Here is a 25807-nt window from a genome sequence, read left to right as displayed (position 1 = left end):
CGCGTTCGGTCACCGCCTCGCCGTCGTTGACATGCTATTTTTATATACTGTTCGCCTTATTTAGAATTGTGTTTACCCGAATCAAGCGGTATGTATTCCGCGAGCCGGACGGGCGGTCCGAGGCGCTGCTGTTCTTCGTCTTCTCGCTCGTCTTCACCGGTCTGTACGTCTCCTTTGGACTCCCGCTACGCGGCGGGTCCGCGAGTACACTCGTCGTCGCGGTTGCGTTCGTCCTTGTCGGGTTCGCGGAATCGCTCCCGAGGGATCGCCGACTGCTTTCCGGTGCTTTGCGGGTACTCGCTCTCTGTCTGCTCGTCACACTCATAACCCTCACCCTACTTGCGCCGGAGGTGATACTGGGCGAGCGGTAGCGCTGGAGCACTTCTTTCCGTTCTTTCTCGAGCAAACGCGAGACGACGCGCTTGGGCAACGGGTGTCGGTTAGTTCCAGGGGATGACTGACCGGTGGATACATATCGACTATGGCTGTAGTGTCAGTACGAGTTGGGGATGGTGCCCAGACAGCTCTACGCCGTCGGATACGGACTGGCACTACTCGGGAGTCTGGCGATCGTCGCCAGCCTCGTACTCGCCGGCCTAGTGGCCTACAGCGTCCTCGTGCTCTCGACGACGCTCGTCCTCCTGAACGGCCTCTTCAGCGTCTTCAGGGGGGAGGATTCCAATCGGGAGCACTCGTTGACCTACCGTATCGGCAACTGGGTCGGTGCCGTCATCGTGGTCGCTCTCGGTCTCCTAATGATCGCAGTCGGTATCGCGTCTTTCAATACGTTCGTGTAATACCTCTCTCGGCGGCTTTCGCGGAGACGACGTAGCGGTCTGTGCCGTGATCGACGAGGGCGAACGCCGCCGGTTCGTCGTTCTCGCGGGATCCTCGTCCCCGCGAATTTCCCCAAGAGCGACCGCCGATCGATTACTGACCGACGTCGAGCGCGTCGGACAGCGCTCGCTCGGTATCGATCGTCAGCAGGTGCTCGCGGTACTCGGCGCTGGCTTGCACGTCCGAGACGAACGCGTCGGCATCGAGCTCGGTGCCGGCCGCCGCTGCTGCCGCGGTGATCGTCTCTTCGCTCACCGCACTCCCCTCGAGTTCGTCCTCGACAGCCGACAGTCTCGCGGGCGTCGTCGTCGCGCCGGTGACGGCGACTCGAGCCGCCTCGATCGTTTCGTCGTCGGTCCGGAGCCAGACGCCCACACCGATCATCGCGTAGCCCGAGAGCGGATCTCGACGTTTTCGGTAGCCGCTCACGGCGTCGTCGGTCGGAATCCGAATCGCAGTGACGACCTCGTCCTCGCCGACGGCCGTCTCGAACGGTCCCTCGAAAAGGTCGGTAGCATCGATCGTTCGCTCGCCGTCCGAGCCGCGAACCTCGAGGGTGCCCTCGAGCGCGAGCAGGGCGGCCGGCGGATCCGAGCGCGGATCGCCGTGGGCGAGGTTGCCGCCGATCGTACCCCCGTTTCGGACCGGCGGATCGCCCAATTCGGACGCGGCGTCGGCGAGCGCAGTCGCGCGTTCGCGGACGATCTCCGATTCGGCGATTTCCGCGTGTGTGGCGAGCGCCCCCACCGAGATGCCGTTCTCGTCGTCCAGTTCTTCGATCGAGTCGAGCCCGCTCAACTGCCCGATGTCGACGAGCGCCGGCGGCGACTCGTCTCCGGTCTTCATCCGCGGCAGCAATCCGTGCGCGCCGGCGACCAGCTCGGCGTTGTCGTGGTCGCCGAGCAGTTCGACCGCCTCTTCGACGCTATCGGCGCGGTGGTAGTCGAAGTCGTTCGTGTACATCAGTCACCACCCCCAGTGGCCTGCCAGACAGACTCCGGCGTGATCGGCATGTCGATGTGGTCGACGCCGAACGGCTTCAGGGCGTCCGCAACGGCCGAGACGATCGTCGGCGCCGCCGCGATGGTCGCCGATTCGCCGACGCCTTTCACGCCGATGGGGTTGTGCGGGCTCGGCGTCACCGTGTTGTCCGTCTCGAAGTCGGGCAACTGCGTCGCGTGCGGGACGACGTACTCGTCCATCCGACGGGTTCGGAGGTGGCCCTCGTCGTCGTACGCCGCACCCTCGTAGAGCGCCGCGCCGATCCCCTGTGCGATCCCGCCGTGGACCTGTCCCTCGACGATCATCGGGTTGATGATCTCGCCGCAGTCGTCGACTGCGACGTAGCGTTCGATCTCGATCTCGCCTGTCTCCGGTTCGACCTCGACGACCGCGACGTGCGTGCCGAAGGGGTAGGTGAAGTTCTCCGGGTCGTAGAAGTTCGTCTCCTCGAGCCCCGGATCCATCCCCTCGGGCAGGTCGTGGCCGAGGTAGGCCTCGTGGGCGATGGTCTGGATGTGCAGCGAGCGATCCGGCGCGCCGGCGACGTGGAACTCGCCGTCGTCGAACTCGATGTCGTCGACGCTGGTCTCGAGTTGGTGGGCCGCGATCCGGCGGGCTTTCTCTCTGACCTCCCGAGCACCGCGGGCGATGGAGCCGCCGCCGACCGAGGCGCTGCGGCTCCCGTAGGTGCCCATCCCCTGCGGGATTCGATCCGTATCCCCTTCGACGACCGTGACGTCGTCGACGGAGACGCCGAGTTCTTCGGCCGCGATCTGGGCGTAGGTCGTTCGATGGCCCTGTCCCTGATCGGCCGTTCCCGCGAGAACCGTCACCGATCCCGTCGAGTCGAAGCGGACGATCGAGCTCTCCCAGCCGCCGGCTTGGGCACCGAGGTCGCCCGCGAGTCCCGAGGGCGAGAGCCCGGCCGATTCGATGAAGCTGCCGATACCGATGCCGATGTATCGATCCTCGTCTCGAAGCTCGCGTTGGCGCTCGCGCAGCTTCTCGTAGTCGACGTGCTCGAGCGCTAGATCCATCGCGCGCTCGTACTCGCCGCTGTCGTAGACCAGCGCGGCTGCCGACTCGTAGGGGAACTCGTCGGGCGGGACGAGGTTTCGCCGGCGCAGTTCGGCCGGGTCCATCTCGAGTTCCCGCGCGGCGACGTCGACGAGCCGTTCGATCACGTAGATCCCTTCGGCTCGCCCCGCACCGCGGTAGGCGTCGACGGGCGTCGTGTTCGTGAATGCGCCGACGACGCGGCAGTGGATGGCCGGAATGGTGTACTGGCCTGAGAGGACGGTCGCATACAGGTAGGAGGGCGTCGCCGTTCCGAACTGCGAGAGCTGTGCCCCCAGTCCGGCGTGGGTCTCGACGCGAACGCCGCGAATCGTCCCGTCGTCGTCGAGCGCGATTTCGCCGGTCGTCACGTGATCCCGACCGTGGCAGTCGGTCAGGTAGCTCTCCGAGCGCGTCGCCTGCCACTTCACCGGCCGGCCGAGTTGCATCGAACACCACGCCGTCACGGCCTCGTCGGGGTAGTGGTAGATCTTGCTGCCGAAGCCGCCGCCGACCTCGGGGGCGATCACCTGAATCTTGTTCTCCGGCAGTCCGAGCGTCCCCGCCGAGAGCAGCATCCGGTGGAGGTGGGGGTTCTGGCTCGTCATCCAGAGGCGGAGCTTCCCCGTCGCCTCCTCCCAGTCCGCGAGGGCCGCCCGCGGCTCCATTGCGTTCGGGATGAGACGCGGCTGTCGAAGGTCGACGCTCGCGACTCGATCGGCGTCGGCGAACGCCTCGTCGGTCGCGTCCGCGTCCCCGAGTTCGAAGTCGAAGGCCACGTTGTCCTCGGCCTCGTCGTGGACCGGCGGGACGTCGCCCTCGACGGCCTCGACCGGATCGGTGGCGTGCTCGAGTTCCTCGTACTCGACCGAAATGTGCTCGAGGGCGTCGGCGGCCGCGTGTCGGGTCTCCGCAACGACGGCGGCGACGGCAGTTCCCTCGTGGCGCACTTTGTCCGTAGCGAGCATGCGGTACTGAGGCTGGACGAGCCCCGGAAGGTCCCAGGCGGTCGGAATCGTGTTCGGAACGCCGCTGTCGACGACGTCTTCGCCGGTGAACACCGCGAGCACGCCTTCCATCGCTTCCGCGTCACCGGTGTCGACGTTCTCGATACGCGCGTGAGCGTGATCGGAGCGCCGAATCGCCAGATGCGTCGTTCCGCGCAGGGAGATATCGTCGGTGTACTCCCCGGACCCGGTCAGTAGCGGAACGTCCTCGCCGCGCTCGATCGCGGCGCCGAAGGCCCCGCTACCGTCGCCGTCGGACGCTCCGCTCGCGTCCGCGTCGCTCATCGTTGCTCACCCAACTGATCCGCCGTGGCTTCGATCGCGTCGACGATGTTGTGGTAGCCGGTGCATCGACAGAGGTTCCCTTCGATGGCGTCCCGAATCTCCTCGCGCGACGGATCCTCGTTTTCCCGCAAGAACGTGTCGGCGGACATGAGCATCCCGGGGGTACAGTAGCCACACTGGAGCCCGTGATTCTCCTGAAACTGCTCCTGCAGGGTCGACAGTTCGCCGTCGTCGGCGAGTCCTTCGACCGTCTCGATCTCCGCGCCGTCCGCTTGGACGGCAAACCGCGTACAGGATTTGATCGTTTCGCCGTCCACCCTGACGGTACAGGCGCCGCATCGCCCGGTCTCACAGCCGACGTTCGCCCCGGTGTAGCCGAGATCCTCTCGGAGCGCCGAGACGAGCAGCGTTCGTGGTTCGACCGTCAGATCGTGGTGTGTGCCGTTAACTGTTACAGAAATGTTGTGTTCTGACATTATTACTCCCGGAGCATCCGATCGGCCCCGTACTGAGTATTGTTTCCAACCCTCGTGTTAGAAACTCACACTCTATGCACACCGCATCGAGGTAAATAAGTTTGTGACGGAAATCACCGCTTCTGACCGTCAGCGGCCCAAACATATCACTTGCGCGTCCCGTATTGCCGCACGAGTAGCGCCACTCGAGCGCGGTCGACGGTGCGGACGACACCCGAACGGTCGGTCGCTTTCGACGAACCAGGTGCGCGATAATCGAACCGATCGACCTGAAGCGAAAAAAGCCCGTTAGCCCGCTCGAGCGAGCACCCGCTCCCGGAGCACGAGCAGACACGGCAGGACGGTGAGGCAGGCGACGAACGCGAAGATGATGCTCAGCCCCGTCACCAGCCCGAACCGCTGTAACGGCGGTGCCAGTGCCAGCGCGAGCACGCCGAAGCCGGCCGCCGTCGTCGCCGCACTGCCCAACAGCGCGCCGCCGGTGCCGGTGATGGTCGCTGCGAGGGCGTCTTCGAGCGACTCTCTATCGTCGCGCTCGTCGATAAACCGCTCGCCGACGTGGATGCTGTAGTCGACGCCGAGACCGATCGCGAGGCTGGTGATGACGGCCGTCTCGCTGTTGAACGGGAGGTCGAGCAGCGCCATCGCGCCGAGCAGCCACGCGAGGGCGGCGACCACGGGTGCGAGCGTGACCACGCCCAGCGAGAGCGCCCGGTGGCGAACCCAGTAGAGAGCCGTGAGGAACACGAGGATGACGACCAGCGTGATCGCGAACGCCTGGACGAGCGTCTCGAGCAGCGCGTCCTGGACGACGGCGGTCGTTACGGGGCCGCCAGCCGCGACTGCGGTGACTGGCCCAGCGCTCTGGATCGCGGCCGCGAGGTCACGAGTGTCGTCGGCGACGGTCTGTGCGGCCGCGTCACCCTGCACGCTGACCAGTAGCCGGGACGTCTCGTAGCTCGCGTCGTCGGTCCGGTAGATCACCTCGCTGGCTCGGTCCGGATCGACATCGAACAGCACGTCGTAGAACCCGGCGACGTCCTCGTTCGGCAGGCCGTCGCCGGTCGTGTCGCGCTCCTCGAGCGCGGCGGCGACGCTCTCGTTCTCGCTCGCGAGTTCCCGGATGGCCGCCGGCGGGCCGTCGATCGCTGCAGCGCCGCCCGGTCGAACGATGATCGTACTGTCGTCGCCGACCCCCCTGATCGCATCGTCCATCGCCACGAGCGCGTCGGGATCGGTCACGTCGCCACGTATCAGTATCTGTGTTTGACTCCCTTCTCCGCGTTCGGCGAAGTTCGCGCCGAGATAGGCGGCGTCGTCGCTGATCGTGTACGTGTCCGGCGCCAGCGGCCCGGGGAGGGACTTAGCCCACTCGGGGGCGTCTTCGGGGAGGAAATCGGCCTGATTGAACTCCGTATCGATCGTCGTCGCGCCGTAGGCGCCGCCGGTCGCAAGCAAGAATCCGATCAGCACGACCGCAAGCGGCGCGCGGCGAGCGAGCGCCACGAATCGCGAGAGGACGCGGTTGACGACGCTCGTGCCCGTTCCGAACGGCTGCTTCGCTTGATTTCGTCCGAACCGGTTCTCGAGCACGTCGTCGACCTCGACCTTGAGCGCCGGGACGAGGACGGCGAAGGCGACGAACGTCGCGAGAATGCCGCCGGCGCTCAGGATCGCGAAATCCTGAATCGCTGGCAGCGGACTGACCACGTTCGAGAGGAACCCGACGCCCGTCGAGACCGTCGCCGCCCCGAGCGCGAGGACAACCCCCGACAGGCCGAGCGTCATTCCAGCCCGTGTCCCGATCACGCCACCGTCAGTCTCTCCATGTGCGTCGACTGGTTCCCCGTTCTCCGTCGCCGATTGTGACTGTGCCCCCTCGAGTTCGCCGGCTCTGGCCTCCCGATACCGCATCACGACGTGGAGCGCGTAGTCGATGCTCAGCCCGATCAGGAGGAAGGGGACGGCGATGAGCAGTTGGCTCGAGGGGATCTCGAGCCAGCCCTGAATACCCGCGAGCCAGGCCATGACGACAGCGATTCCGAAGACCGCGATGAGTACGTCGACGACGTCCCGGTACGTGATCGCGAGGACGCCAAGGACGAGCACGAGCGCGACGGGCGTAATGATCGCAAAGCTGTCGCCGACGGCGCTCGAGGACGCCGCGTCCGTGATTCCCTGCCCGAAGAGGAACGCGTCGTCGAAGCGCTCGTCGACCAGTCCGTCGATCTCGACCTGCGCGTCGTAGGCCGCCTGTGGCTCCTCGTCAGGGCCGCTATCGTCGATTTGGAAAATGAAGGTGATCCGCGATTCGGCCTCGGTCTCGCCCGGTTCGTAGCTGGTCGGGAGGAACTCGTAGGCGTCCTCACCGCCCCGATTGCTGTCGGGATCGAGCACGTCCGCGAGCAGCGCCTCGACCTCCGCGTCGGAGCGCGACTCGAGTGCTTCGATCCCCTCTTCGAGGGTCGGCTCGCTCGTATCGGGCGGGCCGTTAGCGTCCGCAGCCCGGTCCTCGAACACCGCAGCCGTTGCGACGATGTTCTCGAGGCCGACGAACCCTTGCTCGTCGAGCGTCGCGTTTAGGTCGTCGTCTTCGCGTACCTCCTGTTGGAGGTACAGCCCCTCGAGCAGCGATTCCTTGGTCAGTACGTCGCCGCCCTCGTCGCGAACGACGAGTTGGGCGACGACACCGTCGTCCGTGCCGTAGGTGGCGTCGATCTCATCGAGGGCCTCGGTCTCCTCAGAGTCGACGTCGAACTGCCCGATCTCGCCGTCCTCGCTCTCACCGATCGCCGCGCCGGCCGCGATGACGGCGGTGAGCAACAGGACCAGCACGACGACGAGGCGGCTGTGCGAGACGACGAAATTCGCGTACCGCCTTCCGATTCCTCCGCTCATTGGCTCTCCGTCCCTCCCCTTCCGTCACGCCACGCGACTCGGTAACGGCGTGGAGTGACGGCCCGCGGACTCGGGTTCATTAAATCGTATTCGAATCGGGAGAGCCATAGGGCTTCGGATCGAAATCGATGTTGTATAATCCGATACCGATTATGAACACGGATACCGACCGCGAACGCGGCGTGCTCAGCCCGGCCGACCGAGCCTACCTGCTAGGCGACCGGGAGATGAGCCACGAACAGTCGAAGCGAAACGCCGAGGCGCGCATCCGTCGCCGGATTCACGCGGCCGTCCTCGATTTCGACCTCCTCCTCCACACGCTGCCCGAGAAGGACCGAAAGCAGGTGTTCGAGCGAACGACAACCGACGACGCGTTCCTGGACGGGCTCCGGGCGATGTTCGCCTTCGTCTACCTCGGGACCGAGCGATACGGCGTCGACTTCGAGGAGATTCTCGCACCCGCTGTCAGGAGTTCCGAGGAGTACCTCGCCGCGACCGACCGGGACGAAACCGTCTCCGTCGACGTGACCTTCGACGTCGAGACGGCGGTCGAATCGTCGCTCGAGGGGATCACCGCACGGTTGGATGCCGGCGATCCGGTAACGCCGCGAGAGCTGTTTTCGCTCGTCATGCAGGGCAACTACGATGCGACCGGACACGACCGCATTCGCGTGGTCAGGGTCGACGGCGACGACGGCGGACCGTCGCTCGAGCGACTGGCGACCTACCTCGACGGCGACCTCGAGCGCGTTTCGGACGGGATCGCGGTTATTCGCTTGGGCGAGTAAGGTCGTTCGGGGCTTCCGCCGGAGAGCCGAGTCGACGGACGACGACCGCAAGGGGGTCGTAGCCGTCCTCGAGTGCGAGTCGCGCGAACTGACTCCAGCCGCGAGCGAGCGCGTTGAGGGCGTGGAACGTACCGAACAGTAGCCCGACGCCGAGTACCGCGACCGTGAGCGCCTGCGGAAGCGTCGTAATCTCCCAGTAGCCGACGGTGAACACGGCGTCGACGCTGACGAGCAGGTAGTCCCAGCCGAGATACAGCGTCCGGTGGATCTCGGGCGCACGATCCGACACCGTGCCGACGTACAACCCCGGCTGATCGTAGTAGAGCGGGACCGCGAGCATGGCTACCGCGGTCGAAAAGCCGGTACCGACGAGCGCGAACGAGACGACGCCGAGCACGAGTTTTACGGGGAGATACAGCAGCGATGTCCACGTCTTTCGGTGAGTCGTGAGCGAGCGAATCTGCTCGGTGTGCGTGTCTCCGTGGGGGGTCGTCCGCGGGGCAATTTCGACGTCCAGCAGCGCGGCCGTCAGCCAGCGTTCGAAGCCCGCGACGGCGAGCGAGGCGACGACCACGGCGGCCAGGAGCGGAATCCCGACGAGGATAATCGAGAGGCCGATGCCGAGTAACACTCCCGTCACGACGAACACGAAGTAAGCGATGCCCAGCGGAAAGGCGAGCAACAGATAGGTCAGATTGAGGTACGTTTGGCGCTTGAACGGCACCGCAACGAACCGTTTGAGCCCCGCCGCCGCTCGTCCGAGGTGGCCGTCAGTGAGTGTCGTCGCGGTGCGCGCCATTCGATCGTGAGTGCTCCCCGCGAAAAAATAAACGTTCGCCATCTGATGAAACGGGGGCGAACGCGCCGCGACCCCCGCCGTTTTCCTCCCGATCAAGACAGCGGCGACACGTCGACTTCTCCCGTCGTCGTCTCGAGTCGCAGCGTCGGCCCGCCGTCGCCCAGCGTTCCCGTCACGAGGTCATTTTCGCGTGTCTCGTCGGTCAACTCGAGCCCGGCGACGTCGACCTCGCCAGTGCTGGTACTCGCGTGGAGTTCGGCATCGAGATCCGGATCGACGGCGGCGGAGACGCTGCCGGTCGTCGCGCTGATCGTCGTCTCGCCGTCGATCGCGGGCACGTCGGTCGCGACGCTGCCGGTGGTCGTGTGCACGTCTTCGATTCCCTCGACGTCGCGGATCTCTATCTCGCCGGTGTTCGTCCGCGCGCCGACAGTCCCGTCGACGTTCGAGACCTGGATCTCACCCGTGTTCGCCTCGATCGTCGGATCGCCCGTCACATCCGTTACCCTCACGCGGCCGACGCTCGCTTCGATTCGCTCGATCGCGAGGGCCTCTGGAACGTCGATGTCGAGGTTCATCGTGGGTTGGCTCTCGAACCAGCCGACGCTCCCCGTCCACTCCGAGCGGATCTCGAGGGTGTCGCCGTCGGTTTCGGTTCGGAGTTCGAGCTCCTCGAGGTCGGTTCGGATCGAACTCGCCTGCTTCTCGATGTCGAGGGCGACATCGTCGCGATCGGTACCGACGACCGTGATTTCGCCCACGTTGCCGTAGACGGCGAGTCGGTCCGCGTCCGCCGTCGAGAGCGTTTCGTGCGCCTCGGTCCGTCGACCGACCAGCGGCGTCATCCCGCTACAGCCCGCGAGTGCCGACAGCAGACTCGCCCCTGCAGCCCCGAGCACCGTTCGTCTCGACGTCTGCGCGCTCATAGTTCCATGCAGAACGTGATACCACGTTAACCCGATCGATCGACTGTCGGCGTCCCAATCGGACCCCTGTATTTTTATACTAGCGCTCGGCTGGCGGTCCGGGTCGACTCGAGGGAGCCGCGTTCGCGACGAAACACCTAACACCGTTCCCCGCAGTACAGCCACGTATGTCCGACACCGTCGCGAGTACGGCCGACACGCCCGACGGCCCGTCCGACGCCGTTTTCGTAGGGGCATCATAGCCCCACACCACCCACCCCGTTTCGACGGATGTATTGTCGGCGACCAGCATTCACCGAGCAACGACCGGTATCTCCAATGAACGACCACAGTTTCGACGACACGACGACGCACGGACGACGCCCGAAGCGGGCGGTGAGAACATGAGTACGGACGCGCCTGAGCAGGAAGCGGACGACGCCGGAGACGCCGAGCCGAGCCTCGAGGGCGGTTACGATCCCGAAGCGGTCGAGTCACGCTGGCAACGTCGCTGGATCGACGCGGACGTCTACGCGTACGACGGCGATCCGGGCCAGGATCCCAACACGACCTACGCGATCGACACGCCGCCGCCGACGGTCTCGGGCAGCCTGCACATGGGCCACCTCTACGGCTCCACGCTGCAGGACTTCGCGGCCCGTTTCCAGCGAATGGCCGACGGCGACGTCCTCTTTCCGTTCGGCTACGACGACAACGGAATTGCCTCGGAACGGCTAACCGAGGAGGAACTGGACATCCGCCACCAGGACTACGAGCGACGCGAGTTCCAGGAACGCTGTCGCGAGGTCTGTGCAGAGTACGAGGCCGAGTTCACAGAGAAGATGCAGAACCTCGGGACTTCGATCGACTGGAACAACACCTACAAGACGATCGAACCCCGCGTCCAGCGCATCTCGCAGCTCTCCTTCCTCGATCTCTACGAGAAGAAACGCGAGTACCGCAAGAAGGCCCCCGCGATCTGGTGTCCCGAGTGCGAAACGGCCATCTCGCAGGTCGAGACCGAGGACGACGAGCGACACTCGCATTTCAACGACATCGCGTTCGAACTCGCCGGAGAAAACCCACCTCGAGAGGAGTTCGTCATCTCGACGACCCGACCCGAACTGATCCCGGCCTGCGTCTCCGTCTTCGTCCACCCCGACGACGAGGCAAACCAGGATCTCGTCGGCGAGACCGCTCGAATCCCGCTCTTCGGCCACGAGGTGCCGATCATCGAAGACGAGCGCGTCGACATGGAGAAAGGCAGCGGCGTCGTCATGTGCTGTACCTTCGGCGACCAGAACGACATCGAGTGGTACCAGGCCCACGACCTCCCGCTGCGCGTCGCGATCGACGAGTCCGCGACGATGACCGACCTCGCCGGTCCCTACGAGGGGCTCTCCACGGAGGAGGCCCGCGAGGCCATCGTCGAGGACCTCGAGGAGGAGGGCTACCTCCGCGACCGCTGGGAGATCACCCACGCCGTCGGCGTCCACGAGCGCTGTGACACGCCCGTCGAGTTCCGCGTCTCCAAGCAGTGGTACGTCGAGATTCTGGATCACAAGGAGGAGTACCTCGAGGCCGGCCGGGAGATGGACTGGTACCCGGAGAAGATGTTCACCCGCTACCAGCACTGGATCGAGGGCCTCGAGTGGGACTGGCTGATCTCCCGCCAACGCGATTCGGGGATCCCGTTCCCGGTCTGGTACTGCGAGGAGTGCGACCACGAGATCATGGCCGAGCGCGAGGAGCTACCCGTCGACCCGCTCTCGGACGAGCCACCGGTCGACGCCTGTCCGGAGTGCGGCAACGACGAGTTCGTCCCGGAGGAAGACGTCTTCGACACGTGGGCGACTTCCTCGCTGACGCCCCTCATCAACGCGGGCTGGGACTGGGACGCCGAGGCCGAAGCGTTCCGGATGGACAACCCCGAACTCTACCCCTTCGATCTGCGGCCGCAGGGCCACGACATCATCTCGTTCTGGTTGTTCCACACGATCGTCAAGTGTTACGAACACACCGGCGAGGTGCCGTTCGACGCGACGCTGATCAACGGCCACGTCCTCGACGAGAACCGCGAGAAGATGTCCAAATCGCGGGGGAACGTCGTCGAACCCGACACGGTGCTCTCGGAGTACCCGGTCGACGCCGTCCGCTTCTGGGCCGCAAGCGCCGCCGTCGGCGACGACTTCCCCTACCAGGAGAAAGACCTGACCGCAGGCGAGAAGCTCCTGCGCAAGCTCTGGAACGCTTCGAAACTCGTCGACACCCTCGCTCCCGCCGCACCCGAGGAGCCGGCCGAACTCGAGGCGATCGACCGCTGGCTGCTCGCCGAACTCGACGACGCCGTCGAGACGCTGACGACCCACCTCGAGAATTACGAGTTCGCGAAAGCTCGCGATCGGCTGCGGACGTTCTTCTGGAACACGTTCTGTGACGACTACCTCGAGATCGCGAAGGGGCGCGAGGACAACCCCTCGACGCAGTACGCCCTGCGGACGGCTCACCGCACGTTCCTCGAGCTGTGGGCGCCGTTCCTGCCCCACGTGACGGAAGAGATCTGGCAGGCGGTGTACAGCGATACCGAGGGGAGCCTCGCCGAAACCAGCCTCCACACTCGCGACTGGCCCGCACCGCAGGGGTACGAGGCCGACCTCGAGGCCGGCGAGACCGCGATGGAGGTCATCTCGGCGCTGCGACGCTACAAGAGCGAGAACCAGTTGCCGTTGAACGCCGATCTCGAGTCGGTGTCGGTCTACGGCCCCATCGAGGGCTTCGAGGACGCCATCCAGAACGTAATGCACGTCCAGGAGCTGACCGTGCTCGAGGACGAACCCGAGGTGACGACGGAGGTCGCGAACATCGATCTCGACTACTCGACGCTCGGACCCGAGTTCGGCTCGAAGGTCGGCGAGATCGACGCGGGCATCGACAGCGGAGAGTACGAGATCGACGACGATGCCGACGTGCTTCGCGTTGCCGGCGAAGAACTCGAGGACGATCTGTTCGAGGTCGAACTCGAGCGAAGCTACTCGGGTGCCGGCGAGATGATCGAAACCGAGTCGGCGATCGTCGTCCTCGAGTAACGCCGCGGCTCGTTACCGCTCTTCGCGCTGTTGACCGGCGTCCAAAAGCGTTGACTGCATGGAGGTTCGAACAGTGTACATTCAGTCCCCATGCAGGTCAAACTATTGGATTGTCACGAATTTCATGTGAGTTGCAGGACATTGGCAAAACATTCTGGAAATTAGTACAATAGTAGCAGAAAGTTTATGACACATCTCACCCATTCGTGAGGTGTGCTCTGCTGAAGTTGTCGTTCGTCGACAGGTTGCGAGCAGCCGTGTAAGCCGAGTACAGAGCACTATGACGACAGAAACCTCGAACGTGAAATCTTCGAACAGCACCGCATCCCTCTCCACGAACGCCGTCTTCGAACTCCTGCTCGAAGAGCAGCGACGGGACGCGTTGTCGTACCTCTCTCAGAAAGTTGGGGCGGTGTCGGTCGACGAACTCGTCGAAGGGATCGCCCACCGCAACGGCGACCTGACACCGGAACGACTCGAGGCGGTCTCGACTCGATTCCACCACGCCCACCTGCCGAAGCTGATCGACGCGGCCGTCGTTCGATACGATTCGACGACTGGGACGATCGAACGTCGTGATGCGGCTCGAATCCTCGATCCGTACCTCGAACTGGCATCGCTCGAGGACGGACGACGGCCCCGGTCGGCCTAGTGGCGCCCGGGGATTCAGGTCGCGCACGACGATTGGACCTTTTTGACGCAGGTCGCGAGCGCGAGAAACAGCGCGAGTAGCGTAAACGTCACTTCGCCGGCGGCGACGACGCCGAGCGCGTCGGCCCCGAGGTACATCGGCTCGTCTCGAGCGACGGGGATCGAGGTGTGATGCGGGTCGCCGACGATCGGGACGAAGTAGTCGACGATCAGGTTGCTCCCGTACCAGACGAGCGCGACGGCGACCGCCCAGACCGGGAAGTCGGTGATCCGGTGGAGGACGAACGCCTGGACGACCATCGCGAGGTGGCTCCAGAAGAGGAACTGGAACATCAGCGGGTGCAGGTAGCCGTACGCGTCGGCAAACGCGAGCAGCGTGTACGGCGTCCAGAGGCCGAGGATGATGTTTCCGAAGAACGCCAGCGACGTCAGCCACGGCTGTTCGTAGCCGAGTTTCCACGCGGCGATGGCGAGCGCGATGAACAGCGTCGCCATCGGGCTGTCGGGCACCCACGGCCACATCACCGCCGGCGTCTCGGCGAACTGTCCCGAGTAGTACCAGAAGCCGAAGGCCGTCCCCGCAAGGTTGATCGCCACGACGAGCCAGGCGAACCGGAGGCCGAGGTCCTCGAGTCGCTTCGGAACGGGCGCGAGATACGTCGGCAACGGGTCACGGTCGGGCAGCCGGGTCGTCGCGGACATCGTTTCATCTACCGTGACGGTCGACGCTCGCAAAACAGTAGCGGTTGGCGGGTATCGGTCGTCGATTGTCGGATGTCGATTCTCAGTCGTCGATCGGACGGGCCGAGTCCCGTTTTCAGTCGTTTCTCGTTCGACCAGCGTCTCTCGCGTGACTGCTGTTCACTCGTTTGGCGTAGTGAACGCTCGAGTGTAGACGATGGAAACTGAAGACGAGCGCGCTGCTCTCGCTGGCGGCGGTGATTGCCACGCCCTCCCCAGCCGATTCGGTCGCTCGCTGGCTCGCTCCCTCATCCCTCGCGCAGATTCGAGCCGTGGTTCACTCATCGCTCACCACGGCTCAGCGCACGCCACCGCACGTGGTTCGATCGGACCAAAGTGATGTATCTCTCGCTTATACTGAACACGGAATACGTCTCGATACCGTCGCGATCAGACGATCACTCCACCCGAGCCACTATCCGGCATCACGTCGTTACGTCCCGTATGCACTCCAAAGCCGACGATCCGACTCGAGCGACCCTCTCGACCGGCCACGAAATCGCCCTGCCGCTCGACCTCGAGTTCGCGCTCGGCGGCGTCACGGTCCCGGCGCTACGGGCTCGACTCGAGGCGCTGTTGCCGTCCGGTCTCTCCGCGCTCGCGATCGCACCGGGTATCGGCTGCGTGACATTCGTCGGGATTCAGTACCACCGCGTCGGCGGCGGACGGAACGAGGGTGCGGATGCGAACGACGGTGAAACCGGCCTCGAGCCCTACGACGAGTTTGCGGTCATCGTTCCGGCCGTCCGCGGGAGTCGAACGTCGCTCCCGATCGCCCAGTTAGTCGACGGGGAAGTCGGCGGCTACGTCCACTGGCTGCCGGTGACGACCGACGCGTCGGTCGCGCTCGGCCGCGAGATCTGGGGCTACCCCAAAGAACGGGCCGACATTACGGTTACCGACGGGCCGCGGGGGCTGCGAGCCGTCGTCGGCAACGGCGGGACCGAGACGCCGACCGTCCGCCTCGAGGTTCCGCGGCCGCGAACTCGCGCGACCGCTCGCGACCGCGACTGGTCGATGTGGAGTTACACGACGAAGGGCGGCGACCTGCTGCGAACGCGAGCCGAGATTCGCGGCCAGATCGCCGTCGGCTCGCCGGTCGGTGCGAGCCTCGAGATCGAGTCCGAGCTACGGGCGACGCTCGGCTGTTGGAATCGCCCGATCGCGCGTCTGTACGGCTCCCGGGCTCGCGCGCGGCTCCACGCGGGCGCTCCGGTCGATGCATTGTGAGTGCCGGGGCCGGTATCGCGGGAGCGATTCTGCCGATCCGTCGCGCAGCATCTCGGTTCGTCAACCAGTCGTATCCGGAACGGATACGCGTAAGTGTGGTGGCTCCTAACGGCGCAGTATGACCGAGACTGAGACCGATCTCGAGGAACTGCGCCGCGGGACCGACCTCGTCAAGCGCGGATTTGCCAGAATGCAGAAAGGCGGCGTCATCATGGACGTCGTGAACAAAGAGCAGGCCCGAATCGCCGAGGACGCCGGTGCCGTCGCCGTCATGTCGCTCGAGGCCGTCCCCGCGGATATCCGCAAGCGCGGCGGGGTCGCCCGGATGGCGGACCCCGCGGACGTCGAGGAGATCGTCGATGAGGTCTCGATTCCGGTGATGGGGAAGTCTCGTATCGGGCACACGAAGGAAGCCCAGATTCTCGAGGCCGTCGGCGTTGACATGATCGACGAGTCGGAAGTGCTGACTCCCGCCGACGACGCCTACCACATCGACAAGCGCGATTTCACCGCACCGTTCGTCTGCGGAGCCCGAAACCTCGGTGAGGCCCTGCGACGGATCGACGAGGGCGCGGCGATGATTCGAACGAAGGGCGAGGCCGGCACCGGCGACGTCAACCAGGCCGTCCACCACCAGCGCACGATCAAGGGCGCGATTCGCGAACTCGAGGGCATGAAACACGAGGAACGGGAGGCCTACGCTCGCGAGATCGAAGCGCCCGCGGAACTGGTCCACGAGACCGCCGAGATGGGGCGACTCCCCGTCGTCAACTTCGCGGCTGGCGGCATCGCGACGCCGGCCGACGCCGCGCTCATGATGCACCACGAGTGCGACGGCATCTTCGTCGGCAGCGGCATCTTCGGCGCCGAGAACCCGCCGGAGATGGCCGAAGCGATCGTCGAGGCGACGAACAACTGGGACGACCCCGAGACGCTCGCCGGGATCTCGAAGCACCTCGGCAAGGGGATGAAAGGCGACGCGAACGCGGATCTCGCCGAGGAAGAGAAACTGCAGGGCCGCGGCGTCTAACCGCCCGCAGGCGAGAAATCACTTCTCTGCTAACCCCCTCTACCGCGACCGTTCGGCAAGCACCTTCGTTTTCTCCGTACGTCGCCTACGGTCCGTATGAGCCAGGCATCGTCTTCGTCCACGTTCGAACAACTGTCCGAGAACCTTAAAGCGGGAGCCGTTCGGTTACTCGAGGAAACCACCACCGACGAGTCGGACGAAACGCTGTCGACGACGGCGGCCGAACTCTGGGACGTCGTCGAGGAAGTCGAAGACCTCTTCGGGACGATCGACCTCGAGAAGTTACCCGACGTCGTCGACGTATCGGCGCTGCCGGATCTTCTCGACTTGAACGAGCTCCCGGAAGCGATTCGCGAGCGGGATCCGGACGTAGCGTTGGATCTCAGCACGATCCGGCACGTTATCCACCTCCGAGAGCTCTGGAACACCGTCGACCTCGTCGATTTCCAGACGGAGCTGCGACAGCTCACAGCCGAACTCGAGGACGTCGTCGGCCCGGATCTGCTCGACTCCTCCGGCGACTCCGAAGCGGCTGCCGACGTCGGATCGTTCGTCGACGACGTGAAAGCCGATGCGCCGGATGCGGCGCTCCAGCAGCAGGCGAAAAAGGCGGCGAAAACAGCCCGCAGAGGGGTTCTCGAGGGGCACTCGAAATTCGAAGAGCTGTACGAGTCGAAACAGCGCGGCTCCGGCTACGCCGGCCGGCGGCCGGTCTCGAACAATCCGACGACGGTGTCGTCGGTTCCCTACGGTCCGCTGCCGGCCAGCGTCTCGACGCGCGTATCGACTGTCCCGAGCAACGTTCGCGGGGCGAAGGTCGATGCGCTCCCACGGATCTACGGCCGCCGCTGGAAGACGGCCCGCGGCTCGAAGCGCTGAACCGACGCGACCGGCGGCCACGCTTACCACCACGTCTGTGGTGGCGAAACGAGCCCCGCGCCGACGAGTCCGAGAAACGCGAGGTACGTTATCGCACCGCCACAGAACAACGATAGCACCACGGTTGGCGCGATGGAAGCACCGACGGCCACGACGATTAACGCGAGGACGACGGACACTGCCTGTACTACCGGCCGCTCCCAGTACTCTCGAACGGTAGCCACGTCTCGAGCGGCGACGAGTTCGAACGCAATCGTGCCGAGTCCGCCGAGGGCGAGCGCGAGCGGCGACAGCGGTGCGTCGACCAGAACGAGGGCGATACCGACGGCGGCGAGAACGAGTATCGTGAGTGCGGCGTCGGTTCGGGCTCCCATCGGTGGCTACTCGAGGTGACGGTGACGATCAGTCCCGGTACAGCCGGGCACCCTCGCCGACGTGGGTCTGGTACGCGCGGCAATCGATCCCGATGGCTTCGAACGCATCGACCATCGCACCGGCGATATCCCGTTGATTCTGCCGGTGACAGACCGCGAGAATTCCCGGTCCGGCCCCGCTGACCGTGACGCCGGTCGCGCCCGCTTCGAGGGCGGCCTCCCGAACGTCGTCGTAGCCGTCGATCAGCGCGGTGCGCCGGGGCGTGACGATGGCGTCGTTCATTCCGCGGCCGACGAGTTCGGGATCGTCCCGGGTCATGCCGACGGTGAGCGTGGACGCGTTGCCGACGGTGTCGACGACGTCCTCGAGTGTAGCGGAGTCGGGAACGACCGCGCGCGCGTCGCGCGTCGACACCGACTGTTCGGGGAGACAGGCCACGACGGGGATCTGCGCGTCAACCTGCGTGACGTCGTCGTCGGTGACGACGGTAAAGCCGCCCAGCAGCGAGGGGGCGACGTTGTCGGCGTGGGCCTCGCCGGAGACGAGCGCCTCCCCTTCGGCGGCGATCGGGACGAGTTCTTCCCGCGAGAGACCGCGGTCGTAGAGCGCGTTGAGCGCGACGGCCGCCGCGGCCGCGCTCGCGGCGGACGAGCCGAGGCCGGACGAGGGTCTGACCCCCTTGTCGATCTTGATGTGGGCCGGTGCGTCGAGCGCGTCGGCGACCGCGCCGACGGTGTTCTGCTTCGGATCCTCCGGAATGTACTGGCTGCCGGCGCCGGTGATCGAGATTCGCGTTTCCGGCGCGCGTTCGACTCGAACCACGTCGGCGGGCGTCCCGAGAGCGACGCCGAAGACGTCGAAGCCACTCCCGAGGTTCGCACTCGTCGCCGGTGCCCGCACGGTGAGCATGCCGATTGCTTCCGAGACTGCAGGCAAAAAGGTAGCGGACCGCGACGGCCCGGCGGGCGACCGATCCCCAAGGCGACGACGGTCAAATCGAACGTCGACCGTGCGAACGAACTACGATGCGGTTTCCCGTCCGCTGCTCGAGGCCCGGTTCGGCTCGTCCGCAGCCGCCATCAGCGCATCGTGGGTGCTCGAGACGGGCCCGACCTGCGGAACGGCCGTCGCCGACGCTCCGGAACGGCACTCGATTCAGTCTCCACTCGGCGACTGATTGCGAAAACAACGAGTACGGATTCCGGACGCGTTCGTCGGATCGCCGACGGTGAACCCCACCGAGAACGATCGACTATCGCGGTTCGGTTCGACTCGAGAGCGGACCGTTACTCGTCGTCCGTGTTCCCGAACGTGAACACGTCGTTTTCGACGGTATCGTCCGCGTCGTCCTGGCTGCTAGTGTTCTCGACCTCGTCCTGATCGCCGGCGCTCTCGTCATCGGTCGCTTCGGACTCTGCGTCGGTCTCGGTTTCGGTCTCCTCGACCGGTTCGAGCGGTTCTGCGGTTTCGTCACCGAGCGGCTCTGTATCGCCGTCGCCGAGCGAATCGGTAGCGTCTTTGCCCGGTTCCGTATCGTCGTCTCCGAGCGGATCCGTTCCGTCGTCGGTGGCAGATTCGGTCTCCGGCTCGGATGCCGGTTCGCCGGCCGACTGGTCCGCGTCGGTCTCCTCGTCGATCCCGAGAATCTCCTCGGCACCGAGTTCGGTCGCATCAGCCTCCGGTTGGTCGGCGTCGGTCACCGGTGTCTCCTGCTCGGTGTCGGCGTCGGTCACCGGTTCGGCGTCGGGTTCCGGTGTCGCCGGTTCCCCATCTTCCGATGCTGGCGCAGGGTCCGCATCGAACGTCGGTGTCGGTGCCGGTTCGGCGTCAGTCTCGGCGGACTCCGACTCGATCGTATCGGTGGTCGACGCCGGGTTGGTCGACGTTTCGTCGCTGATTCCCGACCGGGCCGCCGTGTCGGTCGACTCAGTCTGGAACGTCTCGGTCGACTGCTCCGGGTTCGAATCGGTCGCCTCGGCGGAGTCACTGGCCTCGGTCTGACTCGACTCGAGCGTGATCCCTTGGCCCTGGCTCCGTTCCTCCGTCGACGTATCCGTCTGCGCTTCCGACGCTTCGTCGCCGGTCTCGAGTCCCGGCAGGTCCGGATCGTCGTCCTCGTCGAAATCCAGTTCGAGATCCGCGCGGTCGGCGTCGGTATCGAACCGGTCGAGCGCCTCGGAGAGCTCTGCGGCCTGTCCGGAGAGGTTCGAGGCGGACTTGGTCACTTCGGTCAGTGCGGTGGTCTGCTCTTCGGCCGCTGCGGCGACGTTCTCGGCTTCGGAGGTGGTCTCCTCGGAGACCGTCGCGGCGTCGTCGACCATGGCGACGACTTCCTGCGTCGAGGCCGCCTGCTCTTCGGTCGCCGCGGAGATCTCCTGAACACCGACGTTGGTCTCCTGGGCGAGGTCCGCGATCTGCTCGAGCGCCTTGACGGCTTCTTCGACCTGTTCGCCGGCGTCTTCGATGTTCTCGCTGGTGCCCGCGACTTCGTCGGCGGACCGTTCGGTCCGCTCGCGGATCGCCTCGAGGCGGTCTTCCGCCTCGTCGGCCGCTTCCGCGACGTCTTCGGAGAGGGCCTTGACCTCCTTCGCAACGACGGAGAACCCTTCGTCGTCCTGACCACCTGCGGATCGAGAGGCCTCGATGTTGGCGTTCAGTGCCAGCATATTCGTCTGGCGCGCGATATTGGAAATCGTCGCGATCAGTTCGTCGATCTGCTGGACCTCCTGCTCGAGCCGGCGGATCTCGTCGACCGCGCCACCCGCTTCGGTCTCGATTTCGTTCATCGCTGCGATTGCTTCCTGGGCGGCCTGCTGGCCGTCTCGGCCAGTGTTGACCGTCCGTTCGGCGATGTCGGCGACCTCGTTCGAGGAGGCGGCGATCTCTTCGGTCGTCGTCGAGAGCGCGCTCATCTCCTGGTTGACCGACTGGAGCGACTCGTTCTGTCGCTCCGCACCGTCGGAGATTTCTTGAATCGATTCGGTGACCTGCTGGGAGGCGGATCGGACCTCCTCGCTCGAGGCGGTCACCTGCTCGGAGGCGGTTGCGACGTCGGTCGCAAACCGGTTGAGTTCGGCCACCGTCTGCTCGATCTCCTCGAGCATCTGGTTGAACTCGTCGGCAATCTCCGCCATCGCCTCGTTGTCGCTTTCGGCGTCCATCCGAGCGGTCAGATTACCGTCGGCGGCCGCCTCCATAACGTCGCTGTACTCGTCGGCTTTCTCCTCTAAGTGGCCGTTGATCTCTTCGACCCGCTTGCGCTCGCGTTCGGCGTCCTCGCGGGCTGATTCCGCCTCTTCGATCTGTTCCCGGAGGGCAACGCGCATCGAGTCGAACCCGTTGTAGAGCCGGCCGATATTGTCGACCCGTTTGGTCTCTAAATCGACGTCGAGATCGCCCTCTTCCATCTTGCTCGCTTTGTCGGTAAGACGATCGATCGAGACGGCCGTGTTCCGACCGAGCACGGCACCGATCAGCCCGATCATGAGCACGCCGGCGAGTGTCGCGTAGATACCCCAGTCGTTGACCGTGTTGACGAACCCGTACGCCTGACTCTCGGGTTCGTGAGTTACGACGACCCAGTCAGTCCCCAGTACGCGTGCCGAACTGACGACGTAGTCCTCGTCGTCGCTAAAGTCGTAGGCGGCGGTGTCGAAGTTCAGCGCAGAGCCGGGGACCTGATGGGTCCCGGCGCCTTCGGTTCGTGCCGGCTCGACGATGGCGTCGGCGTTCTGGTCGCCGTAAGCGAGACCGAGCGTCTCGTGGTCCTCGCCGTAGCCCTCGTTGTCGGCCATCACGTTGTTGTTCCCGTCAACGACCATCGTCGTGATCCCGTCGTCGTCGGCGAGGCGATTCGCGTGCGCCTCGAGTTCTGCCGTGTAGACGATCGCTCTGTCGTCCGCGTTCGGGACCGACAGCACGTACGTCATCACGGTGACCTGTTCGTCACCGAGTTCGCGGTTGACGGTGTAGGCGTCGGAAACCCACGGCACACCGTCCGTTTCGGCGGCTTCGTCGTAGGCCTCGGCGGGGACGGCTTCGATGTCGTCGATCGTCGCCGGTTCCGCGCCGCCGGTCTGGAGGTCCGTACTCGCGAGAACGGTCCCCTCGTCCGTGTCGACGTAACTTATCGCGTGCGTGTCCGCATCGAGGTGTTCCTCCCAGTCGAGGAACCGCTCTTCGATCGCGTCCGGCTCGTCACTGGCGACGACGTCGGACCAGGCGATCACCCCGATCGTATGCTCGTTTTGCTGGTTCCACATCTGGAGGTTCTGTGCTTCCTGACTGGCGAACGACGTGTGATCGTCCTGTACACGATCTTCTACCTGATTCGTGATTCCAGCGGTCGCACCGAACCCGACCAACCCAACCCCCAGACCGAGTATCAATAGCACGATCCCGAACTTGACCGCGTATCGACGGCGGATAGCTGATGGTACCAATCGTCGAAAGACGTCCATAGATATAGTAGGGGTGAGAGTGTCCCTACATAAATTGTCAGCCGCCGTTATCGGAGCTGATAATCAGTTATCAAAGTGGTATTTTCACCGAATGTAGAGATAGCGCTTCGTTCGGTCGAAAAACTCCCCTGCTGTGGTGAAATTTATTCTGACAGCGCGTATCCGGGAATTTCTTCCAATCAGTCTGCTTCGTCGAAACTACGCTCACGCCGTACGACCGCCGTGAGACACTCTCCACAACTGTTAAGAAACGGAGGTCGAAATCTCAGCCCGGTATGACCGAAGAGAGGTGCACGGATGCACGTACTTTGTCGACCGCGTCTTCTACACTGGAGCGCCGTACACTCCTCAGAGCGGCAGCGGGTGGGGCGGCCGGCGTCTCGGTGGCAGGATGTCTCGATGCATACGAAACCGTCGCCGGGTCGAGCGACGACGAGGAACCGATTACGATCGGGATACTGACCCCGGATCCGAACAGCGACTTCATCGGTCGGTCGATCGAGCACGGCGTCGAACTCGCCGTCGCCCAGCTCAACGACGAGAACGGCATTCTCGGTCGGGAGATCGAGACCGTCGTCGGCGACACGAACGGCAGTCCGCTCGAGGCCCGCCGCCAGTACGATCGCCTCGTCCTCGAGGAAGGCGCAGACGTCACGATCGGTATGTTCTCGACCGAAGCGCTGCAGGGGATTATCGACAAAATCGCCGAACAGGAGACGATCCACATCACGGCGGGCTCCGCGACGTCGTCCGTGAGTCGGCTCGTCCACGAACAGTACGACGACTACAAGTATCACTTCCGTGCCGGACCGGTCAACGACGTCACGCTGGGCGAGGTGCAACTCGACTTCCTAGACGAGATGGGTCCCGAGATCGGGTGGGACTCGGTCGCGATGCTGGCCGAAGACTACGCCTGGAACGACGGCGTGTGGGAAACGTTCGAGGAGAACCTCCCGACCGACACGACCGACGTGACGATGTGGGACCGATACTCGCCGGCAACCAACGACTTCTCCGACATCTACGACGCCGTCGCGGAGTCGGGTGCGGACGCCGCGTACATCTCGACCGCCCACACCGGAACGGCCGCGATACTGGACTGGGCGACGGACCAGCGAGAGTTCGCCTTCGGCGGAATCCACGTTCCGATGCAACTCCCGGAGTACTACGGCATGGTCGGCGGCGCCTGTCGGTACGGAGTCGGGTACGCCAGCGCGACGGCGACGAGCGAACTGACCGAGTACACCCAGCCCTTCGTCAGCGACTACGAGGCGTTCCACGACGGGAGCACGCCGGTGTACACCGGCTACATCTCCTACGACGCGGTCAACCTGTTCGCCGAGGCGGTCGAACGAGCCGACTCCCTCGACAGCGACGTCCTCGTCGACGAACTCGAGGCGACAGAACACATCGGGACGACCGGAACGATCGAATTCTACGATCGGGATCACCCGCACGCTCACGACGTCGTCTACGGCGAAGACAACGCCCACCCGGTCTTCTTCCAGTGGCGAGAGGACGGCGGGGCGGGAGTTCAGGAGACGATTTGGCCTCACGATCAGGCAACGGCAGACTACGTCGACCCCAGCTGGTTGTAGGCGATCGACGCCCTCTCGAGTCGGCATGACGACGCGAACTGGCTTCGGTTTCGACTCGATCGGTACCGTCGCTCCGGTCCAGATTTATCGGCTCTATTCACCATTGGAAATAATCTAAGTAAACGAGAATAAACCAAACATACATTTCTTCGATCCCGGGAACTGACGTCGAATTCCCACTGATCGTTCCGTATCCACTCGGCCTGTCTCATTTGCCCACAAATATTAAGGAACCGAAGAGATAACAGTAGTATGGTATGAATAAACGTGGGTACAGTGGAGCGAGCGACCTCGGTTCGAACGCGCGATCCGGGTCGCTAGATCGGCGGTCGCTGCTCAAAATGACCGCCGGCGGGACAGCGGGAATCTCTCTCGCGGGCTGTCTCAGTTCCTACGAATCCATCACCGGAACCAGCAGCGACGAGGAGACGATCACGATCGGGATACTGGCTCCCGAGCCCGAGAGCAACTTCGTCGGCCGGTCGATGGCTCAGGCGGCCACGGTCGCCGTCGACGAACTCAACGAGAACGGCGGTATCGACGGCACAACGGTCGAACTGGCAGTCGGCGATACGAACGGGAGCCCCCTCGAGGCCCGCCGGCAGTACCAGCGGCTCATTCTCGAGGAGGGAGTCGACGTGACGGTCGGCATGTTTGCGAGCGAGGCGCTCGTGAACATCATGGACGATATCGCCGAGCAGGAGACGCTCCATCTCACCGCCGGCGCGGCGACCCAGATCGCGAGTCGACGGGTGCACGAGGAGTACGATCGCTACAAGTATCACTTCAGGGTCGGACCGACGAACGACGTCGACCTCGGTCGGGCACAGATCAACTTCATGAACGATGTCGCGACCGATATCGGCTGGGAGTCGATCGCGGTGCTCGCGGAGGATTATCCGTGGGCCGACGAGCCGTGGAACATCTATCAGAACCAGCTCACTGACACCCCCGTCGACGTCGTGATGGACGAGCGCTATCCCCCGGCGACGAACGATTTCTCGGAGATATACGACGACGTCGTCGAAGCGGGCGCCGACGCGGTGTTCATCTCGACGGCGCATACGGGTACCGACGCACTCCTCGACTGGTCGTATCCGAACCGACCAGATCCCCAACCCCGGCCGCAACCGTTCGCGTTCGGCGGCATCCACGTCCCGATGCAGATGCCGACGTACTACGAGGACACGAACGGAGCGTGTCGATACGGGCTGGGGTACTCGGCTGCGACGGAAGAAAGCGAAATCACGGAGGTAACGCCCCGGTTCGTCGAACGCTATTACGACACGTTCGGTTCCTATCCACAGGATATGGGCTACTACACGTACGATTCGGTCGCGCTGTTCGCCGAGGCCGTCGAGCGCACCGGGACGACAGAAACCGACGAACTGGTCTCGGAACTCGAGGGAATCGAGTACACCGGTGCCACTGGGGCAGTCGAATTCTACGATACGGACCACGTTCACGCACACGATCGAGTCTACAACGTAGACGACGACTCGACGGTCGGTATCTACTTCCAGTGGCAGGAAACCGACGACGGCGAGGGCGTCAGAGAGGTCATCTGGCCAGAGTCGTACGCGACGAGCGAGTACGTGACGCCACCGTGGCTCGCGGGCCGCTGACGACCGTCCCGCCGCTTCCGTCTGCGGATCCTGGTCGTCGTCGACGACCGGTATCGGTTTGTCGTCTCCGAAACCCGCC

Annotated in this window: 21 protein-coding genes; 11 read left to right on the top strand and 10 right to left on the bottom strand. The window is 64.6% G+C overall.

The features are described from left to right. Nucleotides 1-68 precede the first annotated feature (68 nt). The gene (locus tag ACSFC5_RS01430) at nucleotides 69-371 is read left to right on the top strand and encodes a DUF8011 family protein (RefSeq protein ID WP_440763489.1); all 303 of its coding nucleotides are present in this window, start codon (nucleotides 69-71) and stop codon (nucleotides 369-371) included. A 138-nt stretch (nucleotides 372-509) separates the two neighbouring features. After that, entirely contained in the window at nucleotides 510-797 is a 288-nt protein-coding gene (locus ACSFC5_RS01425; protein ID WP_440763488.1) for a hypothetical protein, read from the top strand. A 133-nt stretch (nucleotides 798-930) separates the two neighbouring features. Here ACSFC5_RS01425 and ACSFC5_RS01420 read toward each other — a convergent pair whose 3' ends face one another. The 4 genes from ACSFC5_RS01420 to ACSFC5_RS01405 all read right to left on the bottom strand — a co-directional run bounded on the left by ACSFC5_RS01420 (nucleotide 931) and on the right by ACSFC5_RS01405 (nucleotide 7561). Beyond that, the gene (locus ACSFC5_RS01420; RefSeq protein WP_440763487.1) at nucleotides 931-1800 is read right to left on the bottom strand and encodes an FAD binding domain-containing protein; all 870 of its coding nucleotides are present in this window, start codon (nucleotides 1798-1800) and stop codon (nucleotides 931-933) included. After that, the gene (locus ACSFC5_RS01415; RefSeq protein WP_440763486.1) at nucleotides 1800-4187 is read right to left on the bottom strand and encodes a xanthine dehydrogenase family protein molybdopterin-binding subunit; all 2388 of its coding nucleotides are present in this window, start codon (nucleotides 4185-4187) and stop codon (nucleotides 1800-1802) included. The genes ACSFC5_RS01420 and ACSFC5_RS01415 overlap by 1 nt, the downstream gene beginning before the upstream one ends. After that, entirely contained in the window at nucleotides 4184-4663 is a 480-nt protein-coding gene (locus tag ACSFC5_RS01410) for a (2Fe-2S)-binding protein (protein ID WP_440763485.1), read from the bottom strand. The genes ACSFC5_RS01415 and ACSFC5_RS01410 overlap by 4 nt, the downstream gene beginning before the upstream one ends. A gap of 288 nt (nucleotides 4664-4951) precedes the next feature. Beyond that, the gene (locus ACSFC5_RS01405) at nucleotides 4952-7561 is read right to left on the bottom strand and encodes an efflux RND transporter permease subunit (RefSeq protein ID WP_440763484.1); all 2610 of its coding nucleotides are present in this window, start codon (nucleotides 7559-7561) and stop codon (nucleotides 4952-4954) included. Nucleotides 7562-7713: 152 nt separating this feature from the next. Here ACSFC5_RS01405 and ACSFC5_RS01400 point away from each other — a divergent pair, with 152 nt between their 5' ends. After that, entirely contained in the window at nucleotides 7714-8349 is a 636-nt protein-coding gene (locus ACSFC5_RS01400; RefSeq protein ID WP_440763483.1) for a DUF8102 family protein, read from the top strand. Here ACSFC5_RS01400 and ACSFC5_RS01395 read toward each other — a convergent pair. Both ACSFC5_RS01395 and ACSFC5_RS01390 read right to left on the bottom strand, forming a co-directional pair. Next, nucleotides 8330-9148 carry a sensor domain-containing protein gene (locus tag ACSFC5_RS01395; protein ID WP_440763482.1) on the bottom strand — a complete coding sequence of 273 codons (819 nt, stop codon included), beginning with the start codon at nucleotides 9146-9148 and terminating at the stop codon, nucleotides 8330-8332. The genes ACSFC5_RS01400 and ACSFC5_RS01395 overlap by 20 nt on opposite strands. A gap of 92 nt (nucleotides 9149-9240) precedes the next feature. Further along, nucleotides 9241-10074 (bottom strand): DUF4097 family beta strand repeat-containing protein, encoded by an 834-nt coding sequence (locus ACSFC5_RS01390; RefSeq protein WP_440763481.1) that lies wholly within the window; start codon nucleotides 10072-10074, stop codon nucleotides 9241-9243. A 275-nt stretch (nucleotides 10075-10349) separates the two neighbouring features. Between ACSFC5_RS01390 and ACSFC5_RS01385 the strand changes: the two genes are divergently transcribed. Together ACSFC5_RS01385 and ACSFC5_RS01380 are read left to right on the top strand one after the other, a co-directional pair. After that, entirely contained in the window at nucleotides 10350-13139 is a 2790-nt protein-coding gene (locus ACSFC5_RS01385) for a valine--tRNA ligase (RefSeq protein WP_440763480.1), read from the top strand. 280 nt (nucleotides 13140-13419) lie between these two features. After that, on the top strand, nucleotides 13420-13791 hold the full coding sequence (locus ACSFC5_RS01380; RefSeq protein ID WP_440763479.1) for a DUF7344 domain-containing protein: 372 nt from the start codon (nucleotides 13420-13422) through the stop codon (nucleotides 13789-13791). Between the two features lie 14 nt (nucleotides 13792-13805). Here ACSFC5_RS01380 and ACSFC5_RS01375 read toward each other — a convergent pair whose 3' ends face one another. Beyond that, nucleotides 13806-14492, bottom strand: coding sequence for a DUF1405 domain-containing protein (locus ACSFC5_RS01375; protein WP_440763478.1), 687 nt, complete (start codon nucleotides 14490-14492; stop codon nucleotides 13806-13808). A gap of 483 nt (nucleotides 14493-14975) precedes the next feature. Here ACSFC5_RS01375 and ACSFC5_RS01370 point away from each other — a divergent pair, with 483 nt between their 5' ends. The 3 genes from ACSFC5_RS01370 (at nucleotide 14976) to ACSFC5_RS01360 (ending at nucleotide 17670) form a co-directional block, all read left to right on the top strand. Beyond that, nucleotides 14976-15761: an acetoacetate decarboxylase family protein gene (locus ACSFC5_RS01370; RefSeq protein ID WP_440763477.1), complete on the top strand. Its 786-nt coding sequence runs from the start codon at nucleotides 14976-14978 to the stop codon at nucleotides 15759-15761. Between the two features lie 118 nt (nucleotides 15762-15879). Beyond that, nucleotides 15880-16791: a pyridoxal 5'-phosphate synthase lyase subunit PdxS gene (pdxS, locus tag ACSFC5_RS01365; protein WP_440763476.1), complete on the top strand. Its 912-nt coding sequence runs from the start codon at nucleotides 15880-15882 to the stop codon at nucleotides 16789-16791. A 96-nt stretch (nucleotides 16792-16887) separates the two neighbouring features. Then, on the top strand, nucleotides 16888-17670 hold the full coding sequence (locus ACSFC5_RS01360; RefSeq protein ID WP_440763475.1) for a hypothetical protein: 783 nt from the start codon (nucleotides 16888-16890) through the stop codon (nucleotides 17668-17670). 23 nt (nucleotides 17671-17693) lie between these two features. Here the strand turns inward: ACSFC5_RS01360 and ACSFC5_RS01355 are convergent, their stop codons facing one another. Together ACSFC5_RS01355 and ACSFC5_RS01350 are read right to left on the bottom strand one after the other, a co-directional pair. Further along, the gene (locus ACSFC5_RS01355) at nucleotides 17694-18044 is read right to left on the bottom strand and encodes a hypothetical protein (protein WP_440763474.1); all 351 of its coding nucleotides are present in this window, start codon (nucleotides 18042-18044) and stop codon (nucleotides 17694-17696) included. Between the two features lie 28 nt (nucleotides 18045-18072). Then, complete coding sequence (locus tag ACSFC5_RS01350) at nucleotides 18073-18954, bottom strand: homoserine kinase (RefSeq protein WP_440763473.1); 882 nt, start codon at nucleotides 18952-18954, stop codon at nucleotides 18073-18075. A gap of 100 nt (nucleotides 18955-19054) precedes the next feature. Here ACSFC5_RS01350 and ACSFC5_RS01345 point away from each other — a divergent pair, with 100 nt between their 5' ends. Further along, nucleotides 19055-19222, top strand: a complete 168-nt coding sequence (locus ACSFC5_RS01345; protein ID WP_440763472.1) for a hypothetical protein — start codon at nucleotides 19055-19057, stop codon at nucleotides 19220-19222. Nucleotides 19223-19331: 109 nt separating this feature from the next. Here ACSFC5_RS01345 and ACSFC5_RS01340 read toward each other — a convergent pair whose 3' ends face one another. Continuing rightward, on the bottom strand, nucleotides 19332-22505 hold the full coding sequence (locus ACSFC5_RS01340) for a methyl-accepting chemotaxis protein (protein ID WP_440763471.1): 3174 nt from the start codon (nucleotides 22503-22505) through the stop codon (nucleotides 19332-19334). Nucleotides 22506-22888: 383 nt separating this feature from the next. Here ACSFC5_RS01340 and ACSFC5_RS01335 point away from each other — a divergent pair, with 383 nt between their 5' ends. Both ACSFC5_RS01335 and ACSFC5_RS01330 read left to right on the top strand, forming a co-directional pair. After that, nucleotides 22889-24103, top strand: coding sequence for an ABC transporter substrate-binding protein (locus ACSFC5_RS01335; RefSeq protein ID WP_440763470.1), 1215 nt, complete (start codon nucleotides 22889-22891; stop codon nucleotides 24101-24103). A gap of 257 nt (nucleotides 24104-24360) precedes the next feature. Continuing rightward, nucleotides 24361-25728, top strand: a complete 1368-nt coding sequence (locus ACSFC5_RS01330; RefSeq protein WP_440763469.1) for an ABC transporter substrate-binding protein — start codon at nucleotides 24361-24363, stop codon at nucleotides 25726-25728. Nucleotides 25729-25807: the final 79 nt, after the last annotated feature.

The organism is Natronorubrum marinum (assembly GCF_052040125.1).
GTDB lineage: Archaea > Halobacteriota > Halobacteria > Halobacteriales > Natrialbaceae > Natronorubrum.
Note: the sequence above shows the minus strand (reverse complement) of the source record. Positions and strands in the feature narration are given on the sequence as shown.

Excerpts from the sequence above, each read along its gene's own strand:
- ACSFC5_RS01375 (WP_440763478.1), bottom strand. The coding sequence starts at position 14,492 with ATGTCCGCGACGACCCGGCTGCCCGACCGTGACCCGTTGCCGACGTAT.
- ACSFC5_RS01355 (WP_440763474.1), bottom strand. The coding sequence starts at position 18,044 with ATGGGAGCCCGAACCGACGCCGCACTCACGATACTCGTTCTCGCCGCC.
- ACSFC5_RS01400 (WP_440763483.1), top strand. The coding sequence starts at position 7,714 with ATGAACACGGATACCGACCGCGAACGCGGCGTGCTCAGCCCGGCCGAC.
- ACSFC5_RS01405 (WP_440763484.1), bottom strand. The coding sequence starts at position 7,561 with ATGAGCGGAGGAATCGGAAGGCGGTACGCGAATTTCGTCGTCTCGCAC.
- ACSFC5_RS01415 (WP_440763486.1), bottom strand. The coding sequence starts at position 4,187 with ATGAGCGACGCGGACGCGAGCGGAGCGTCCGACGGCGACGGTAGCGGG.
- ACSFC5_RS01350 (WP_440763473.1), bottom strand. The coding sequence starts at position 18,954 with ATGCTCACCGTGCGGGCACCGGCGACGAGTGCGAACCTCGGGAGTGGC.
- ACSFC5_RS01330 (WP_440763469.1), top strand. The coding sequence starts at position 24,361 with ATGAATAAACGTGGGTACAGTGGAGCGAGCGACCTCGGTTCGAACGCG.
- ACSFC5_RS01340 (WP_440763471.1), bottom strand. The coding sequence starts at position 22,505 with ATGGACGTCTTTCGACGATTGGTACCATCAGCTATCCGCCGTCGATAC.
- ACSFC5_RS01380 (WP_440763479.1), top strand. The coding sequence starts at position 13,420 with ATGACGACAGAAACCTCGAACGTGAAATCTTCGAACAGCACCGCATCC.
- pdxS (WP_440763476.1), top strand. The coding sequence starts at position 15,880 with ATGACCGAGACTGAGACCGATCTCGAGGAACTGCGCCGCGGGACCGAC.
- ACSFC5_RS01410 (WP_440763485.1), bottom strand. The coding sequence starts at position 4,663 with ATGTCAGAACACAACATTTCTGTAACAGTTAACGGCACACACCACGAT.
- ACSFC5_RS01420 (WP_440763487.1), bottom strand. The coding sequence starts at position 1,800 with ATGTACACGAACGACTTCGACTACCACCGCGCCGATAGCGTCGAAGAG.
- ACSFC5_RS01370 (WP_440763477.1), top strand. The coding sequence starts at position 14,976 with ATGCACTCCAAAGCCGACGATCCGACTCGAGCGACCCTCTCGACCGGC.
- ACSFC5_RS01425 (WP_440763488.1), top strand. The coding sequence starts at position 510 with ATGGTGCCCAGACAGCTCTACGCCGTCGGATACGGACTGGCACTACTC.
- ACSFC5_RS01360 (WP_440763475.1), top strand. The coding sequence starts at position 16,888 with ATGAGCCAGGCATCGTCTTCGTCCACGTTCGAACAACTGTCCGAGAAC.
- ACSFC5_RS01395 (WP_440763482.1), bottom strand. The coding sequence starts at position 9,148 with ATGGCGCGCACCGCGACGACACTCACTGACGGCCACCTCGGACGAGCG.
- ACSFC5_RS01390 (WP_440763481.1), bottom strand. The coding sequence starts at position 10,074 with ATGAGCGCGCAGACGTCGAGACGAACGGTGCTCGGGGCTGCAGGGGCG.